At 62.8% G+C, this 16185-nt stretch carries 17 protein-coding genes and 1 pseudogene; 6 read left to right on the top strand and 12 right to left on the bottom strand.

Annotated elements, in window-relative coordinates:
- Nucleotides 1–77 precede the first annotated feature (77 nt).
- Genes trmFO through EOA22_RS05925 form a run of 3 tightly spaced genes read left to right on the top strand, consistent with a single transcriptional unit; the run spans nucleotide 78 to nucleotide 2419 of the window.
- The gene (gene trmFO, locus EOA22_RS05935; protein ID WP_063168111.1) at nucleotides 78–1487 is read left to right on the top strand and encodes a methylenetetrahydrofolate--tRNA-(uracil(54)-C(5))-methyltransferase (FADH(2)-oxidizing) TrmFO; all 1410 of its coding nucleotides are present in this window, start codon (nucleotides 78–80) and stop codon (nucleotides 1485–1487) included.
- Nucleotides 1488–1490: 3 nt separating this feature from the next.
- Nucleotides 1491–2057: a hypothetical protein gene (locus EOA22_RS05930; protein ID WP_063168112.1), complete on the top strand. Its 567-nt coding sequence runs from the start codon at nucleotides 1491–1493 to the stop codon at nucleotides 2055–2057.
- Between the two features lie 47 nt (nucleotides 2058–2104).
- Entirely contained in the window at nucleotides 2105–2419 is a 315-nt protein-coding gene (locus EOA22_RS05925) for a type II toxin-antitoxin system ParD family antitoxin (RefSeq protein WP_281040754.1), read from the top strand.
- Nucleotides 2420–2430: 11 nt separating this feature from the next.
- Here EOA22_RS05925 and EOA22_RS05920 read toward each other — a convergent pair whose 3' ends face one another.
- From EOA22_RS05920 to yajC, 6 genes are all read right to left on the bottom strand, one after another.
- Nucleotides 2431–3381 carry a sterol desaturase family protein gene (locus EOA22_RS05920; protein WP_174564975.1) on the bottom strand — a complete coding sequence of 317 codons (951 nt, stop codon included), beginning with the start codon at nucleotides 3379–3381 and terminating at the stop codon, nucleotides 2431–2433.
- Nucleotides 3381–3809: a hypothetical protein gene (locus EOA22_RS05915; RefSeq protein WP_027160420.1), complete on the bottom strand. Its 429-nt coding sequence runs from the start codon at nucleotides 3807–3809 to the stop codon at nucleotides 3381–3383. The genes EOA22_RS05920 and EOA22_RS05915 overlap by 1 nt, the downstream gene beginning before the upstream one ends.
- A gap of 83 nt (nucleotides 3810–3892) precedes the next feature.
- Nucleotides 3893–4735, bottom strand: coding sequence for a phytoene/squalene synthase family protein (locus EOA22_RS05910; protein ID WP_063170250.1), 843 nt, complete (start codon nucleotides 4733–4735; stop codon nucleotides 3893–3895).
- A gap of 1 nt (nucleotide 4736) precedes the next feature.
- Nucleotides 4737–5180: an Mth938-like domain-containing protein gene (locus EOA22_RS05905; protein ID WP_050580472.1), complete on the bottom strand. Its 444-nt coding sequence runs from the start codon at nucleotides 5178–5180 to the stop codon at nucleotides 4737–4739.
- A complete protein-coding gene (secDF, locus tag EOA22_RS05900; RefSeq protein WP_127389877.1) occupies nucleotides 5155–7704 on the bottom strand; it encodes a protein translocase subunit SecDF in 2550 nt (849 codons plus the stop codon). The genes EOA22_RS05905 and secDF overlap by 26 nt, the downstream gene beginning before the upstream one ends.
- A gap of 51 nt (nucleotides 7705–7755) precedes the next feature.
- Nucleotides 7756–8094, bottom strand: coding sequence for a preprotein translocase subunit YajC (gene yajC, locus EOA22_RS05895; RefSeq protein ID WP_013531305.1), 339 nt, complete (start codon nucleotides 8092–8094; stop codon nucleotides 7756–7758).
- Between yajC and EOA22_RS38060 the strand changes: the two genes are divergently transcribed.
- Together EOA22_RS38060 and EOA22_RS05890 are read left to right on the top strand one after the other, a co-directional pair.
- The gene (locus tag EOA22_RS38060; RefSeq protein WP_164761458.1) at nucleotides 8003–8224 is read left to right on the top strand and encodes a hypothetical protein; all 222 of its coding nucleotides are present in this window, start codon (nucleotides 8003–8005) and stop codon (nucleotides 8222–8224) included. The two genes, yajC and EOA22_RS38060, sit on opposite strands and share 92 nt — an antisense overlap.
- Before the next feature lie 147 nt (nucleotides 8225–8371).
- Nucleotides 8372–9247 carry an ATP-binding protein gene (locus EOA22_RS05890; protein ID WP_024503854.1) on the top strand — a complete coding sequence of 292 codons (876 nt, stop codon included), beginning with the start codon at nucleotides 8372–8374 and terminating at the stop codon, nucleotides 9245–9247.
- A gap of 39 nt (nucleotides 9248–9286) precedes the next feature.
- Here the strand turns inward: EOA22_RS05890 and EOA22_RS05885 are convergent, their stop codons facing one another.
- A complete protein-coding gene (locus EOA22_RS05885; protein ID WP_063170251.1) occupies nucleotides 9287–10105 on the bottom strand; it encodes an AraC family transcriptional regulator in 819 nt (272 codons plus the stop codon).
- A 113-nt stretch (nucleotides 10106–10218) separates the two neighbouring features.
- Here EOA22_RS05885 and EOA22_RS05880 point away from each other — a divergent pair, with 113 nt between their 5' ends.
- The gene (locus EOA22_RS05880) at nucleotides 10219–11109 is read left to right on the top strand and encodes an NAD-dependent epimerase/dehydratase family protein (RefSeq protein WP_063168115.1); all 891 of its coding nucleotides are present in this window, start codon (nucleotides 10219–10221) and stop codon (nucleotides 11107–11109) included.
- Between the two features lie 132 nt (nucleotides 11110–11241).
- On the opposite strand, the gene EOA22_RS05875 is transcribed toward EOA22_RS05880, so the two are convergent.
- The 5 genes and pseudogenes from EOA22_RS05875 to EOA22_RS38655 all read right to left on the bottom strand — a co-directional run.
- On the bottom strand, nucleotides 11242–12744 hold the full coding sequence (locus EOA22_RS05875; RefSeq protein WP_063168116.1) for a peptidoglycan DD-metalloendopeptidase family protein: 1503 nt from the start codon (nucleotides 12742–12744) through the stop codon (nucleotides 11242–11244).
- 191 nt (nucleotides 12745–12935) lie between these two features.
- Nucleotides 12936–13595: a protein-L-isoaspartate(D-aspartate) O-methyltransferase gene (locus EOA22_RS05870; RefSeq protein ID WP_013531300.1), complete on the bottom strand. Its 660-nt coding sequence runs from the start codon at nucleotides 13593–13595 to the stop codon at nucleotides 12936–12938.
- On the bottom strand, nucleotides 13592–14350 hold the full coding sequence (surE, locus tag EOA22_RS05865) for a 5'/3'-nucleotidase SurE (protein WP_024503850.1): 759 nt from the start codon (nucleotides 14348–14350) through the stop codon (nucleotides 13592–13594). Before surE ends, EOA22_RS05870 begins: the two co-directional genes overlap by 4 nt.
- On the bottom strand, nucleotides 14350–15654 hold the full coding sequence (serS, locus tag EOA22_RS05860; RefSeq protein WP_063168117.1) for a serine--tRNA ligase: 1305 nt from the start codon (nucleotides 15652–15654) through the stop codon (nucleotides 14350–14352). Before serS ends, surE begins: the two co-directional genes overlap by 1 nt.
- Nucleotides 15655–15999: 345 nt before the next feature.
- A pseudogene (locus EOA22_RS38655) lies at nucleotides 16000–16185 on the bottom strand (twin-arginine translocase subunit TatC); the annotation flags it as partial.

Here is a 16185-nt window from a genome sequence, read left to right as displayed (position 1 = left end):
GCTCCCATCAGCAGCTGTTTGCCCCGCACCGCGCACGGCAATTGCAATCGCCGCACCAAGCGATTATTCCGGCGCTCATGAGCAAAAACCCAATCCACATCATCGGCGGCGGCCTCGCCGGTTCCGAAGCCGCCTGGCAGGCAGCGCAAGCCGGCGTGCCCGTCATCCTGCATGAAATGCGGCCCGTTCGTGGCACCGATGCGCACAAGACCGATAGCCTGGCCGAGCTCGTCTGTTCCAATTCCTTCCGCTCCGACGACGCCGACAACAACGCGGTCGGCCTGTTGCACGCCGAAATGCGGCTGGCCGGCTCGTTGATCATGAGCGCCGGCGACGCCAACCAGGTTCCGGCCGGCGGCGCGCTGGCCGTCGATCGCGACGGATTCGCCGATGCCGTGACGAAAAAACTCGAAGCACACCCGCTGATCACCATCCGGCGCGAGGAAGTGCCAGGTCTGCCGCCGACGGATTGGGACCAGGCGATCGTTGCCACGGGTCCGTTGACCGCCCCCGGGCTTGCCCAGTCGATCGCGGAAGCGACCGGCGCCGATGCGCTCGCCTTCTTCGACGCCATTGCGCCGATCATCCATTTCGACACGATCGACATGAATACCTGCTGGTTCCAGTCGCGCTACGACAAGGTCGGGCCAGGCGGCACCGGCAAGGACTACATCAATTGTCCGATGGACAAGGACCAGTACCTTGCCTTCGTGCAAGCGCTGGTCGACGGCCAGAAAACCGAATTCAAGCAATGGGAAGGCACGCCCTATTTCGACGGCTGCCTGCCGATCGAAGTCATGGCCGAGCGCGGTGTCGAGACGCTACGCTACGGGCCTATGAAGCCGATGGGGCTGACCAATGCCCACAATCCGACGGTAAAGGCCTATGCCGTCGTCCAGTTGCGGCAGGACAATGCGCTGGGCACGCTCTACAACATGGTCGGTTTCCAGACCAAGTTGAAGCATGCCGAGCAGGTGCGCATCTTCCGCACCATACCGGGTCTCGAAAACGCTGATTTCGCCCGTCTCGGCGGCCTGCACCGCAACACCTACATCAACTCGCCGACCTTGCTCGACGCTTCGCTGCAACTGAAGTCGCGGCCCGGCCTGCGTTTCGCCGGCCAGATCACCGGCTGCGAAGGCTATGTCGAAAGTGCGGCCATCGGCCTGCTCGCCGGCCGCTTCGCCGCAGCGGAGCGGCTCGGCCTTGCTCCGTCCCTGCCGCCGCTGACCACGGCCTTCGGCGCTCTGCTCAACCACATCACCGGCGGTCATATTGTCTCCGATGACGAGCCGGGAAAGCGCTCATTCCAGCCGATGAACGTCAATTTCGGCCTGTTCCCACCTGTCGAAGCTCCGAAGGCCGAGGGCAAACGCATGCGCGGCAAGGACAAGACCGTTGCCAAGCGGCACGCCATCACATCGCGTGCGCAGGCTGATTGCCGAGAATGGCTAGGGCTGCCGGCACAAGCGCAAGCCGCCGAGTAGTCCGTGGCCAAGCACTCCGAGCTGCACCAGCTTCTGCCGTCGGACCTGCCGCCGAGTGGCGAACCTTTCGCCGGCGACTACGAAATTTGCTGGAGCATCTATGTCAGATGCACCAACCTGCGGAAGCTGCGCGAAGTTCATATACCCGCTATCGAGGCGCTAATAGGTCAGCCTCACGGGGGCCAAGGTTGGCTGTACGAAAATGAAAATTACAATGAGAACCGTGATCGAAGCTTGAAGAGAATCATTGCCGTTCAGCCTGTCGAAGGTCCCTACAATGACCGGCTAATTCTGGATTTCATGAAAGCGATCTATTCGCTGTCATCCTTCTGGGCGATCCAAGCCCGTCTGGATCCCTCACATCCTCATGGCGCCTACCTCAGTGCACGATTCACGCAGGAGGCTCCCAGCTCGGAGGCGCCGGCTATTGTCGACGCGCTGGTTGAGTTCGAAGCCAATTTTACAGATTTGGGGGGCCATGAATTCGGCCGGCATTTCGGCACAACTCGGCGCATTAGCGCCACCATGCCGGATGGTTCGGAAGCTGGCCGGGCGAAACCCAGGCGCTAGGACCTCATCGTTGGCCGCACGGATGAAGCAGGATACAATCCCACTTGCTGTCCAATGGGAGCCGTTCCACGGAATTCGCCGAGAAACTTTCTGTCACAGTCACGCCAGCAATGGCCCGCCTTATCCGCCAAAAAGTCGAAGACGGCTCTTTCGGCTCGGCGAGCGAAGTCATCCGCGCGGCGCTCCGGGCCTTCCAGCGCGAGGAAGAGGAGCATGCCGAGCGCCTAGCCGCGATCCGGGCCAAGATAAAGGCTTCGATCGAAGATACGCGTCCCGCTATTCCGCTGGATCACGCCATCGCGCAAGTGAGGGAACGAATCGCGCAATTGGCGTACGACAGCGATGACGACGGACCCTCCTGACATAAGAAGTTCTACTCGGCGGGCTCGACCCCCACGCTTGGCAACCCAGGCTTCCCCGCCTCAGCAGGATTTCGCCTGACATAGGCAGCCTTCAAACTCTCCGAAGTCTCGCGCGAGCCGTCATGGCTCCAGCCGGGAGGCTTGATCAGATAGTTCAGGCGATCGCTCAAGGTCAGACCGGGCGCAAAGGCATCCCTGAACATGCCGATCCATTCATGGAATGCCACTTTCAGCGGATTGAAGGTGCCGAGATTCCTGACGATGCCGTAGCGCGGCCGGTCTTCTTCCAGTTCCCCGACGAAGGTGCCGAACATGCGGTCCCAGATGATCAGCGTGCCGGCATAGTTGGCGTCGAGATAGCGCGGATTGGTGGCGTGGTGGACGCGGTGGTGTGAGGGCGTGTTGAAGACGAACTCGAACCAGCCCCACATCTTGCCGATGGTCTCGGTGTGGATCCAGAATTGCCAGACCAAATTGAAGCCGAAGGTGAAGGCAATCACCGCCGGGTGGAAGCCGAGCAGCACCAGCGGCGCCTGCAGCACGAACATGAAGGTGAACAGGCCCGTCCAGCTCTGCCGCAGCGCTGTCGACAGATTGTAGTGCTGGCTGGAATGGTGGTTGACGTGTTCGGCCCACACCCAGCGCACCCGGTGCGCGATGCGGTGATAGAAATAGTAGCGCAGATCATCGAGCAGGAAGGCCACCAGAAAGACCCAGATCGACAGGCCGAGATTGAAGACGCGGAACTGCCAGAGCCACAGCAACGCCCAGTAGGACACGACGCCAAGCAGCAGCCCGGCAACGACATTGCCGGTACCCATCATCAGGCTGGTCAATGTGTCGCGCGTTTCGAACGAACCCTTGGCACGGCCGGTGCGCACCAACCAAAGCTCGATCAGGATCGCGACAACGAAGAACGGGATGGCCAGTTGAGTGACCTGCGGAAAATTGTAGTCGTCCATCATGCCGCCTCTCCGCCGAAACTCTGCGGCTCAAGCGCCTTCAGCAAGCCTTGCGCATCCGTTGCGCTGGCAAAGCGGAAGCGGCCGCCCTTCCAGGTGAAATCGGCGAGCCGCAGCGAGACCGTATTCCCGTCTCCAGCGTCCAAAATCGTGACATCTTGAGGCGTGACGATGCGGGTCAAGAAGCAGTCGCCTACGCTGTGAACGATCCCGAAGCGCCCTCGCCCGATATCCAGGAACGCGGTCCCGGCATCTGCTGTCAGGCGGACTGCCGCCACGATCTCGTCGGGAAAATCCTCGGCGAACCGGCTCTTCGCATGATCTGCGCCACTGAGCGTCGCCGTCTTGCTGCCGCCAGTGAAATGCACCGCGGCAACCGACAGCGCGATGCCAAGGGCGACGATCGCAACCAGCAAAGGCAAGCTCATTGAATGGGTATCTCCTCCGGCCGGCCTGTCGTCTATGGCGACAGTTTTGGCGCGGAGACTTCTTAGCACGGTTGACGTTTACGTCAAAGTGCTGGCCAACCCTTGCTCGCGCGGCGCAGCAATAGCCAATGCCGGCGCAAGGCCGAGAGCCGCGCCACGCCACCGAACGGCGAGCCATTCTCCATCTTGCCGAGATAGGCGCGCGACAGGGCCAGCGGCAGGAATGCCGGGCGCAGCGAGACCGGGAGAGCCGGTGCGCCTTGCTCGAAGGCGGAAAGATGTTCCCGTGCCAGCGCCATCATCGCCGCCACCGCGCGTTTGGCGCCGGATCCGCCGTCGCCGGTGACGAATTCTTCCGGCGACGATCCCGCTGCCGCCAGAATGTCGGCCGGGACAAAACATTGTCCGCGCTGGCGGTGCAGCGGCAACAGCAGCAGCAGGCCGGTCATCGCCTGTGCGCAGCCTGCCCTGCCCGCCAGTTCGGCAAAGCGCGGCGCCTCGACGGGATCGAGCACCATCGCCGCAAGCTGGATGAGCGCTGCGGCCGTCTCGCCGCAATAGCCTTCCAGATCGGTGCGCGACGGCATCGGGTCGTCGTAGAGGTCGAAGATGCGCGCATCGAGCATGTTCTCGAAGGCCGGCTTCGGCAGGCCGAATGTCGCTATCGTAGCGTTCACGGCTTCGGCAGTGGGATGGCCGGCGCCGGCCTCGCCGCCGGCGGCAATGACATCGCGCCACCATTGCAGCCGCACCTCGCCCGGTAGCGCCTCATGGATGCGATCGCGAATACCTGATATCTCCGCGTTGAAGGCGTAGAGCGAAAACAGCGCGTCGCGCTTGCCGTCCGGCGCGTAGAGCGCGGTCAGATAGCGATCATGATCGGCGGCGCGCACCGCGTCCATGACGATTTCAGCGCTTCGAGACATGTCAATCGACGGCAATGAGCGCGGCGGCCACGGCGCGCTCTTCCGCCAGAAGGACATTGTAGGTCCGCACCGCGGCCCCCGTCGACATCGGGTCGGATGCAACGCCGGCGGCCTTCAGCGCGGCCCGCAATGCAGCGGGCAACGGCCGAAGATCCCTGCCCATGCCGACCAGCAGGATCTCGATCTTGTCGGCCTCGGACAGCAGCCTGTCAAAATCCGCCACCGTCAGCGCCAAGGGGTCCACCGGCTCCCAGCCATGGATGCCGGATGGCAGACAGAGCAGCGAACCGCGATGCGACATGTCGGCAAAGCGGAATCCGCCATTGCCGTAGGCTTCGATCGGCGCGCGGCCCGGGAAATGCGCCTCGCGGATGACGATGCCTTTGCTGGTCACCGTTAAACCTCTTCGGGGGCGCGCGTCAGGTCGCGACCGCCTTGCCGCCATTGACCGGCTTCTCCTCGTCGGCCGTAGCCTGCGGCCGCAGTTTGAACAGGATCAGCAGCGGGGCGGCGATGAAGATCGACGAATAGGTGCCGAAGATGACGCCGAACAGCATGGCCATGGTGAACGAGCGGATCACCTCGCCGCCGAAAAGCACCAGCGCCAGCAGCGCCAGGATCGTCGTCACCGAGGTCAGCGTCGTTCTCGACAGCGTCTCGTTGATGGCGTTGTTCAGGAGTTGCGGCAGCGGCATGCGCTTGTATTTTCGCAGATCCTCTCGGACACGGTCATAGACCACGATCGTATCGTTCAGCGAATAGCCGATGATCGTCAGGATCGCCGCCAGTGACGACTGGTTGAACTCCAGCCCGGAGATGACGAAGAAGCCGAGCGTCATGACCACATCGTGCACCGTCGCCACGATGGCGCCGACCGCGAACTGCCATTCGAAGCGGAACCAGACATAGATCAGGATACCGAGCAACGCGATCAGCATGGCGATCGTGCCTTGCTTGGCGAGCTCGCCGGACACGGTCGGTCCCACCACTTCGACGCGGCGGAAGTCATAATTATCCTGCAGCTCGCCGCGCACCTTGTCGATGACGGTCTGCTCGGCATTTTCGCCACCATCCTGCGTCCCGACGCGGATCAGCACGTCGTTCGGCGTACCGAACTGCTGCACCTGGACTTCACCGATGTTGAGTTCGGTCAGCCGCGCGCGGAGGTCGGCGAGATCGGCATTGCCGCTCTTGGCCTGCACTTCGATCAGCGAACCGCCCTTGAAATCGATGCCGTAGTTGATGCCGACGGTCATGAACAGCACCACCGACAGGATCGAAAGTGCGCTGGACAGCGTGAACGTCCAGCGACGGATGCCCATGAAGGGGATCTTGGTGCCGGGCGGAACGAAGGTCACCGGCGCCTTCGGCAATTCCTTCGGGCGAGCACGCCGCAGCCAGATCGAGACCAGCAGACGGGTGAAGGTGAAGGCGGTGAAGACGGTCGTCAGAATGCCGATGGCATAGGTGATGGCAAAGCCCTTCACCGGCCCGGTACCGAGATAGAACAGCACCACGGTGGCGATCAGCGAGGTGATGTTGGAATCGACGATGGTCGCCAGCGCCTTGGTGAAACCGGTATCGATCGCCTGGATGACCGAGCGGCCGGCGCGCCGCTCCTCGCGGATGCGCTCGTAGATCAGCACGTTGGAATCGACCGCCATGCCGATGGTCAGCACGATACCGGCGATACCAGGCAAGGTCAGCGTCGCGCCAAGCAGCGAGAGCACGCCGACGATCATCGCCACGTGCACCGCCAGCGCGATGTTGGCGAGGAAGCCGAGGAAGCCGTAGGCGACGAACATGAAGGCAACGACGAGGATAGAACCGATGATGCCGGCAACCTTGCCGGCATGGATCGAATCCTGGCCAAGGCCCGGACCAACGGTACGCTCCTCGATGACGGTTAGCGTCGCCGGCAGCGCGCCGGCGCGCAGCAGCACGGCGAGATCGTTGGCGCTCTGGGCGGTGAAATTGCCGGAGATCTGGCCGGTGCCGCCGAGGATCGGCTCGCGGATCTGCGGCGCCGAAATCACCTGGTTGTCGAGGATGATGGCGAACAGCTTGCCGACATTTTGCGCCGTGGCCTGGCCGAAGCGCGCCGCCCCCTTCGAATCGAAGCGGAACGACACCACCGGCTCGTTGTTCTGCGAATTGTAGGTCGCCTGCGCATCGACGAGGTTTTCGCCCGAGACGATGACGCGGTTCTCGATCAGATACGGAACCGGCGGATCGTCCTGCGAATACAGCACCGACGAGCCGGCAGGCGGACGGCCGTTGAGCGCGTCCTGCACCGGCATCGACTGGTCGACCATCTGGAAGGTCAGCTTGGCGGTCTGGCCGAGGATTTCCTTCAGCCTTTGCGGGTCCTGAAGACCCGGCACCTGGACAAGGATACGGTCGTCGCCCTGCCGCTGCACGATGGGTTCGGTCGTGCCGAGTTCGTTGACGCGGCGTTCGACCACCTCGATCGACTGCGTCAGCGCGGTCGACGTGCGGTATTTGATGCCGGCATCGGGGACGTTGAACTTGAGCAGGCCGGGCTCGGAATCGTCGAGCGTCATTTCCTGCACGGAACCGCCGGTGAACAGGCCGGCGGCGACCGGATCGGTCAGCGTCTTCAGCGCCGTCTTGGCGGCATCGATCTGGGCGGGATCGGTAATGCGAACCTGCAGGGTCCGCCCCGTGCCGGCAAGGCCGGTATAGCCAATCTTGGCGTCGCGCAGCAGCGTGCGGATTTCGTCGCGCGTCGTCTCCAGCCGGTCCTTGATCAGATCGTTCTGGTTCATTTCCAGCAAGATGTGCGAACCACCCTGCAGGTCGAGGCCGAGCGTCATCTGCCGCTTCGGCACCCAGTTGGGCAGTTGCGCCAGCGTGCTGGCGGAGAACAGGTTGGGCGCGGCGAGGATCACCGTGATGGCCACGGCCACCCAGATCAGGATCATCTTGAAGCGCGAGAAATACAACATATGGCGTCGTCCGTCAGAGCGTGTCCGCGGATCGCTCCGCCTAAAATTGGATTATTTCTTGGCGTTCTGGTTGGCCACCGGCTCGCCCTTGACGCGCACATCGGCGATCGTCGAGCGCAGCGCCGTCACCTTCAAGCCATTGCCGAGGTCGACCTCGAGCTCGTTGTCGTCGATCACCTTGGTCACCTTGCCGACGAAGCCGCCGCCGGTGACGACCGTGTCGCCGCGACGGACCGCGGCCAGCATCTCGCCACGCTTCTTCAGCTGCGTGCGCTGCGGCCGGATGATCAGAAAATACATGATCACGAAAATCAGGACAAACGGCAAAATGCTGATGAACATGTCGGGAGAAGCGCCGACGCCTTGGGCGTATGCCGGTGTCACGAACATCGAGGTACTCCTGAATTTTGAAAACAGCCGCCAATCTGGCGGCCCCTTGAAATTTGGCCGGAATATAGTCGGTAAAGTTGTCAATGCAACTGCGCGGCCGGCCAAATCGGCTGCTTTTCCGGCCTGTTGAGCCGTGTTAGAGCAGGATCGCAAAAAGCGCGAGCCGGTTTCCGCAAAAAATTATGCTCGAACAAAAGGTTGCAACCGGTTTTGTATCAGGCGAAATCGGGCAGCTTCACGCCCCAAGACATCAAAAACGCGAAAACAAAAGACAGACATGACCGACAGCAGCATTGAGGCCCTGAACCAGAAACTCGACCGGCTGATCGAAGCGGTGAGCCGCCTTGCCCCGCCGCCGGTGCCCCAAACCGACCTCCGCGAGGCTGATTGCTTCGTTTGGCAGGCCGATCCGGGCTATCTGGAACCGGTGCACAGGGTTAACCGCGTCGACATCGGACTGATCCGTGGCGTCGACCGCGTCCGCGACATCCTTGTCGACAACACCGAACGCTTCGCTGCCGGCTACCCGGCCAACAATGTGTTGTTGTGGGGCGCGCGCGGCATGGGCAAATCGTCGCTGGTCAAGGCCGTGCATGCGGAGATCAACGCCAAGGCCAGGTCCGACCTGCCGTTGAAGCTGATCGAGATCCACCGCGAGGACATCGACACGCTGCCGAAGCTGATGGGTCTGCTGAAGGCGGCGCCCTTCCGCTTCATCCTGTTTTGCGACGACCTCTCCTTCGACCATGACGACACCTCCTACAAATCGCTCAAGGCAGCGCTCGAAGGCGGCGTCGAGGGCCGTCCAGCCAATGTCATCTTCTACGCCACCTCGAACCGCCGCCATCTTTTGCCGCGCGACATGATCGACAATGAACGCTCGACCGCGATCAACCCGTCCGAAGCGGTCGAGGAAAAGGTGTCGCTGTCCGACCGCTTCGGGCTGTGGCTCGGTTTCCACAAATGTTCGCAGGACGAGTATCTCGACATGATCGACGGCTATGTCCGCCATCACGGGCTGACAATCGATCCCGACACGCTGCGCGCCGAAGCATTGGAATGGGCGACGACGCGCGGCAGCCGCTCGGGCCGCGTCGCCTGGCAGTTCACCCAGGATTTGGCTGGCCGGCTCGGCAAACCGCTGAAGGACTGATGCGTTGGATAGCGTCGCCAACGCCATCCGATGACAAGATCATTTGGGCGGCTGCGACCGCCGCAAATCACGCGGCGTTTGGCCGATCTCACGCCGCATCCAATGCGCCAGATGTGACTGGTGCGCGAAGCCCGTCAATTCCGCCACCTCGCTTGTGCTGAGATCGCCTTGCTGCAGCAGGACGCGTGCGCGTTCGACGCGACGCCGTAGCACGTAGCGGTGCAGGGTGAAGCCCGTCGCCGCCTTGAACCATGTCCGCAAGTGCGAACTGCTGGCGCCGGCAACCCGGCTCAGTCGATGGATCGATAGGGGTTCGTGCAGCGCAACCTCGATATGCTCCAGCACGCGCTTGAGCTGAGTATCCGACAGCCGGTTCGCGCGATCGATATCAGGTTCACCGAGGCCAAGCAGCCTCACAGCGAGCGCGGCGCCGATGCTGTCGGCAAACAACGACCCGCTCGGCGACTTCGCATTGAGATCGCTCTCCAGTGCTCGCGCGAGGTGTTCGATGCGCTGGTCACGAAGCAGGTGACGTGTGCCGAGCGGCAATGCGCGCGCCTTGCCAAGTTCGGCTGCCACCCTTTCCATCAAGGCCGGTTGTAACGCGATCTCGATCGTGTCGAACGGGGTCTCAGCCTCGAACCCACCCTCCTGACCGGCGGGCACCAGGTCGATATCGCCGGCGCGCCTGACGAAATATCGTCGAACCTCATGGCAGTAGGAGCGCGTCGCGGCACTTGCATGCACCATGATGCGATGGTGTGGCGCCCGGAGCAGACGATGGACCCCGGCTTCGACATGCCGGGAGGCCAATGTTACGTCGGACGGGGATCGGGCCGGGGCGACTTGCGAGAGCATGCTTTCTCGATTCATGGCAAAACCTGTTCAAGACTTGGCAATTCCCGCGCGATTTTCAATGCCGTGGCTATGTACCTACGCCTCTCCATAAAACTTGGATGAGAGGTTATGCCATGAGTTTCTATGTTGTTGTGGGAGCAGGCCCGGTTGGTCGCGAGACCGCGCGGCTTCTGGGCGAAGAAGGCCATGATGTTGTCTTGACGAGCCGGAGTGTCGGTTCGAACGCGCTGCAAAACGTCCGGACCGTGCAGTCCGACGCCACCAATGCCGCGGAACTGGCGCGTATCAGCCGAAACGCCGACGCGATCTTCATGTGCGCCATGGCCGCCTATCACCGCTGGCCGACCGACTTCTTCCCAATCATCGACGGCACCGTGCGGGCTGCCGAAGCGGTCGGCGCGAAGCTTGTGGTGCTCGGAAATCTCTATGGCTATGGCAAAGATGCCGAAAGCCCGCTTCACTCCGACCTGTCTCTGGATCCGACTTCGAAGAAAGGAACCGCCCGGACGATCATGTGGCAGCGGGCGGTCCGTGCGGACGTGCCGGCCGTCGAAGTGCGGTCCAGCGATTATCTTGGACATGGCGCGATCAGCTCTTTCTCACTGGTCGCGCTGCCCTCCATAATCGAAGGGAAACCGACGGCTTTCATCGGAAACCTCGACGCAACTCACGCCTGGTCCTTCACGAAGGACGTGGCCAGGACACTGGTCGCTGCCTCGCGCTACACGGGCGAATGGGGACGGGCGTTCCATGTTCCATCGCAACACGCCCCACCCCGGGAACTCATCCGGGCGACCGCGGCAATGCTTCACCGTGAAATTCCAGGAACACGCTCCTATTCCATCTCCGAAATGGAAGCATTGGGCATGCATGAGCTCATCGAGATGAGCTATCTCTTCGACAAACCCTTGCTGGTCGATTCCTCCGACGCGGAGACGCTTCTCGGCGTCAAGGCCAGCAGCCTTGGCGTCATGATCGCCGACACTCTGCGCGACCATCTTTGAAGCTTGAAGACTGGCGCGTCGCACCGGAACTGAAAAAGCCCGCTCCTTTCGGAACGGGCTGAGCCGGCGGGCCGGACTGGAGGTCAGACGGCCCGCAAATTGCTTTTTTTCTTCTATTCGAAACAGCCCCGACTATTCGAGATAACCGGAGGGATCGACTGGCGCCGAATTCTTGCGCACTTCGAAGTGCAGCTTCGGCGAGTCCGTCGTGCCGCTCATGCCCGACAGCGCGATCTCCTGGCCGCGCTTGACCTTCTGGCCGCGCTGCACCTCGATCGAACTGGCATGGCCGTAGACGGTGACCAGGCCGTTCTCGTGGCGCACCAGCACCGTGTTGCCGAATTCCTTGAGGCCGTCGCCGGCATAGATGACGACACCGTTCTCGGCCGCCTTGACCGGTGTGCCCGTCGGCACGGCGATATCGACGCCGTCCTTGCCCGAGCCGAAACCGGAAATCACGCGGCCGCGCACCGGCCAGCGCATCTTGCCGATGCCGGTGGCGTCTGGCGCGACGGCATCGTCGGCCTCGGCCTGCTGGATGACCTTCGAATCCTTTTTCGGCGGCGTGTAGGACGCCAGCGTTTCAGACGGCGTGGTCTTTGCCGCGGGCTGCGTGGTGGCCGTCGTCACCGGATCGACCTTGGCCGGCTTGGCAGCGGCGACGGTCGCGGTTCCGCCGGCCGGCACCTTCAGGGTCTGGCCGATCTTGAGCAGTCCGTCCTTCATCCCGTTGGCCTGCTTTAGAGCAACGACGCCGACGCCGGTCTTCCTGGCAATCGAAGACATCGTGTCGCCCGACTGGACCGTGTAGGTCCCGGCAGCGCCGGTCGTCTTGGCAACCTGCGGCTTGGGCTCCTTGGGCTGGTTTGCTGCGGCCGACGCGTCGACCTGAGCGGCGGACTTGCCTTCCTTAGGCTTCGGCTGCTGCGGCAGAACGGCGACCTTGTCCGGCGCAGTGGCCGGCAGGTTGTGCTTGCCGTCTTTCGCCGGCTTGGCATCCGCGACCTTCGCCTCGCCTTTGCTGGAATAGGCATAGGCCGGGATGACCAGCTTCTGGCCGGTCTTCAGCCCCTTGGTCGCGCTCAGCCCGTTGACCTTCATGATCACGTCGGACGGCACCTTGTAGCGCTGCGCCAGGCCGCCGATCGTTTCGCCGTCCCTGACGACGATCTCGGTTGCATGCGGAGTGCCGGAAGCAGCCACGCGGGGTTCGTCAGGTTGCGAAACCTTGAAAGGCGACGCCGCCGGAGCGACGGTGCCGGTCGTGGTCCTGTCGACATGCGGTGCCGGGGCCAATGCGGTGCGCACCGGCTTCGATGCCGGCGCCTGCTGCGCTTGGGCAACGGGCGGCGGCAGCGGCCGCGTCGAGACCGGCTCGAGGCTGGAGCGGCTGACCGATTGTGTATGGCTGCCATCGATCGGAGCGGCGGCGACATCGCCCGGATAGGGCTGCTGTACGGCATCCTGCTTGTTGATGATGGCGCGCTGATTGTTGGTCGAGGATGTAAAGACGTCGTCGACGCCATTGAACCGCGAAACCTGGGAACTGCACCCCGCAGCAGCACCCGCGACCATCAGAATGGCGCAGCCTCGCGCCAGATTGCGACCGTTTGTCTTCAAAACACTGAGTTGCATCGCACTAACCCGCACATACCCGGTACAAACTAGGCATGATTAAAGCGCGTTAATGTTACTCGACGGTTAACCTCATGGAATCCGACGCAATTTTTCTTAAAATATTAGAGAGCGAGCCGTGCGAAGATTTCGGGTCAGGTCAGCCGGGGTCGAAGACGGGCGCACGACGCGGCCGAACATCGACATCCGCGCTAGATAACAGCGGCAACACCGCGCAGGATCGGCTGCAGGCGAACGAGGCCGATGTCTTCACGCTCGAAGCGGCTGCCGACCTTGGTCAGCTTGGCCAGCACCTGTTCGCCCTCTTCGGGGCCGATCGGAGCGATGACGATACCGCCGCTCGACAACTGGTCGAGCAGGAAACGCGGCAGGCTGTCGAAGGCAGCCCAGGCGACGATGCGGTCAAATGGCCCTTCATTCGGCAGCCCGCCGGAACCATCGGCGTGGCGCACGATCACATTGCCGATGCCGAGCGCCTCGAAGCGTTGCCGCGCCTGCTCGGCGAGCGTCTTGTAGCGATCGGTGGTGATGACCCGCGCGGCCAGCCGCGACATCACCGCCGAGGTGTAGCCCGAGCCGGTGCCGATCTCGAGCACGCGGTTGCCCTGCTCGATGGTGAGTGCGGCGATCACCGCCGCCTGCATGTCGGCGCCTTCGATCGCCTCGCCGCATTCGATCGGCAGCATGCGGTCCGACCAGGCGATCTGATGGAACTGGGCCGCCAGGAAGCCGCGCCGCGGCGTCGCCTCGAAGGCCGCGATCAGCGCCTTCGGCACAGTCCCCCGGCCGCGCAGACGCAGCAGAAAGGCGGCAAAACCTTCGCGGTCGTCGATCGGGAGGCCCTGGTTCATGCGAGCGCCTTGCTCAGTTGGTCACGGATTTCATGGGCGGTAAGGTCGAGCTGCAGCGGCGTCACCGACACCAGCCGGTTGCGCAAGGCGTAGAGGTCGGTGCCTTGCTTGCCTTCGACCGGCTCGCGGCCGAAACGCAACCAGTAGTAAGGCAGGCCGCGCCCGTCACGGCGCTCGTCGACCCACAGGGAGTGCACGAGCTTGCCCTGCGAGGTGACCACCGTGCCTGCGACTTCCTCGGGCGTGCAGTTGGGAAAATTGACGTTGAGCAGCACGCCGTCCGGCAATGGCGTCGCGACAAGTTTCTTCAGCAGCGCCGGCGCCAGCGCCTCCGTCGTCTCGTAGGGCACGACGCGATCTTCGCCGACATAGCTGTACCCCTGGCTGAGCGCGATCGAGCGAATGCCGAGCAGCGCGCCCTCCATGGCGCCGGCGACGGTGCCGGAATAGGTGACATCGTCGGCGATGTTGGCGCCCGAATTGATGCCGGACAGGATCAGGTCGGGTGCGCCAGGCAGGATCTTCTTGACGCCCATGATGACGCAATCGGTCGGCGTGCCGCGCACGGCAAAATGCTTCTCGCCAATCTTGCGCAGCCGCAGCGGCTCCGAGATCGACAGCGAATGCGCATAGCCGGACTGGTCCTGCTCGGGCGCCACCACCCAGACATCGTCGGACAGCGTACGTGCGACGCGTTCGAGCGACGCCAGGCCCTCGGCATGAATGCCGTCGTCATTGGTCAGGAGGATACGCATTATTTCGCTTCGATCTTTTCCAGACCGCCCATGTAAGGCCGCAGCACTTCAGGAATGGTTACGCTGCCATCCTCGTTCTGGTAGTTTTCGATGACGGCGATGAGCGCGCGACCAACGGCTGTGCCCGAGCCGTTGAGCGTGTGGACGAAGCGGTTGCCCTTGCCGTCCCTGTCCTTGTAGCGGGCGTCCATGCGGCGTGCCTGGAAATCGCCGCACACCGAGCAGGACGAGATCTCGCGATAGGCGTTCTGGCCGGGCAGCCAGACCTCGATGTCATAGGTCTTGCGTGCGCCAAAACCCATGTCGCCGGTGCACAGCGTCATGGTGCGGAACGGCAGGCCGAGCCGCTTCAGCACTTCCTCGGCGCATTGCGTCATCCGCTCATGCTCGGCAAGTGACGATTCCTGATCGGTGATCGACACCAGCTCGACCTTGTAGAACTGATGCTGGCGCAGCATGCCGCGCGTGTCGCGCCCGGCCGAGCCCGCTTCCGAACGGAAGCACGGTGTCAGCGCGGTGTAGCGCAGCGGCAGTTTTTCATGCGCGGTGATTTCCTCACGCACAAGGTTGGTGAGTGGGACCTCGGCGGTGGGAATCAGGCCAAGCCTGCCCTCCCCGTGCGGCGTAAAGAACAGATCTTCCTCGAACTTCGGCAATTGGTTGGTGCCGAACAAAACATCGTCCTTGACCATCAGCGGCGGAATGACTTCCTCGTAGCCATGCTCGGTCGTGTGCAAATCGAGCATGAACTGGCCGAGCGCGCGTTCCATCCGCGCCAGCCCGCTTTTCAGCACGGTGAAGCGCGAGCCTGACAGCTTTGCCGCGCGCTCGAAATCCATCATGCCGAGCGCTTCGCCGATCTCGAAATGCTCCTTCACCCAGTTCGGCCGCGTCGGCACCTTGCCGACGATGTGCTTGACGACATTGTCGTGCTCGTCCTTGCCGACAGGCACGTCGTCGAACGGCACGTTGGGCAGCACCGCCAACGCATCGTTCAGCGCCTTGTCCAGCTCGCGTTCGCGCGCCTCGCCGTTCTGGATGAAGACCTTGATCTCGCCGACTTCGGCTTTCAGCGTCTCGGCCAGGGCAGCATCGCCCGAACGCATGGCGTTGCCGATCTCTTTCGACGCGGCATTGCGGCGCTCCTGCTTGGTCTGTAGCTCGGTAACGTGTTCGCGCCGCGCCTCGTCCGAGGCGATCAGCCCGCCGACCGTGGACTGCGCCTCGTCAGCCGACCACGAGCGCTTCACCAGCGCCTCGACAAGGGCCTTCGGGTTGTCGCGAATCCATTTGATGTCAAGCATGGTTTGAACGCTCCGGGGTAGCATGTCGCCCAAAGTGCGCAGCGGTTTGGGACAACGACATGCTTCAAACAAAACTGAAACGCATCGCTTTCAGTGCGATGCGTTTCAGCCAGAGGGCGTAAACCGCATCCTCGATCGATGCAAGATGGGGCATGGGGAACGCAAGCATGCGATCACGCTTTGACGCGCTTTCGGCTGAAGGCGGGGGAGAGCCTGAAATGAAAAACCCGCCTCTACGGCGGGTCGCTGGCGCAAGTCAGCACCATACCGAGAATCATAGCATAGCTGCCCTCACCAGGTCAAGAAAAAATTCCTATCGAGACTGGCCAGACGCGGCGGCGCCGTTCAGGTGGAGGACGCGTCCGCCGGCTTCTTCTCGGCGACCTCTTCCGCCGCGTCCTGCTTCTCGCGTGCCACGCGCTGCTTTTCCTGATCGCGCTCGATCAGCCGGGCAGCCCAGATGGAGACCTCGTAGAGAAGGATGGTCGGAATGGCGACGCCGATCGGGCCCATCGGATCGGGCGGCGTCAG

The sequence above is a fragment of the Mesorhizobium sp. M7A.F.Ca.US.014.04.1.1 genome (assembly GCF_003998745.1).
Classification (GTDB): domain Bacteria; phylum Pseudomonadota; class Alphaproteobacteria; order Rhizobiales; family Rhizobiaceae; genus Mesorhizobium; species Mesorhizobium ciceri.
The sequence above is the reverse complement of the archived record's forward strand: the minus strand, read 5'-3'. Positions and strand labels throughout refer to the sequence as shown.

Coding starts and splice junctions, on each gene's coding strand:
- trmFO (WP_063168111.1), top strand. CDS start 78: ATGAGCAAAAACCCAATCCACATCATCGGCGGCGGCCTCGCCGGTTCC.
- EOA22_RS05920 (WP_174564975.1), bottom strand. CDS start 3,381: ATGGACGACTACAATTTTCCGCAGGTCACTCAACTGGCCATCCCGTTC.
- EOA22_RS05915 (WP_027160420.1), bottom strand. CDS start 3,809: ATGAGCTTGCCTTTGCTGGTTGCGATCGTCGCCCTTGGCATCGCGCTG.
- EOA22_RS05910 (WP_063170250.1), bottom strand. CDS start 4,735: ATGTCTCGAAGCGCTGAAATCGTCATGGACGCGGTGCGCGCCGCCGAT.
- EOA22_RS05905 (WP_050580472.1), bottom strand. CDS start 5,180: ATGGCGGCAAGGCGGTCGCGACCTGACGCGCGCCCCCGAAGAGGTTTA.
- secDF (WP_127389877.1), bottom strand. CDS start 7,704: ATGTTGTATTTCTCGCGCTTCAAGATGATCCTGATCTGGGTGGCCGTG.
- EOA22_RS38060 (WP_164761458.1), top strand. CDS start 8,003: ATGATCACGAAAATCAGGACAAACGGCAAAATGCTGATGAACATGTCG.
- yajC (WP_013531305.1), bottom strand. CDS start 8,094: ATGTTCGTGACACCGGCATACGCCCAAGGCGTCGGCGCTTCTCCCGAC.
- EOA22_RS05890 (WP_024503854.1), top strand. CDS start 8,372: ATGACCGACAGCAGCATTGAGGCCCTGAACCAGAAACTCGACCGGCTG.
- EOA22_RS05885 (WP_063170251.1), bottom strand. CDS start 10,105: ATGCTCTCGCAAGTCGCCCCGGCCCGATCCCCGTCCGACGTAACATTG.
- EOA22_RS05880 (WP_063168115.1), top strand. CDS start 10,219: ATGAGTTTCTATGTTGTTGTGGGAGCAGGCCCGGTTGGTCGCGAGACC.
- EOA22_RS05875 (WP_063168116.1), bottom strand. CDS start 12,744: ATGCAACTCAGTGTTTTGAAGACAAACGGTCGCAATCTGGCGCGAGGC.
- EOA22_RS05870 (WP_013531300.1), bottom strand. CDS start 13,595: ATGAACCAGGGCCTCCCGATCGACGACCGCGAAGGTTTTGCCGCCTTT.
- surE (WP_024503850.1), bottom strand. CDS start 14,350: ATGCGTATCCTCCTGACCAATGACGACGGCATTCATGCCGAGGGCCTG.
- serS (WP_063168117.1), bottom strand. CDS start 15,654: ATGCTTGACATCAAATGGATTCGCGACAACCCGAAGGCCCTTGTCGAG.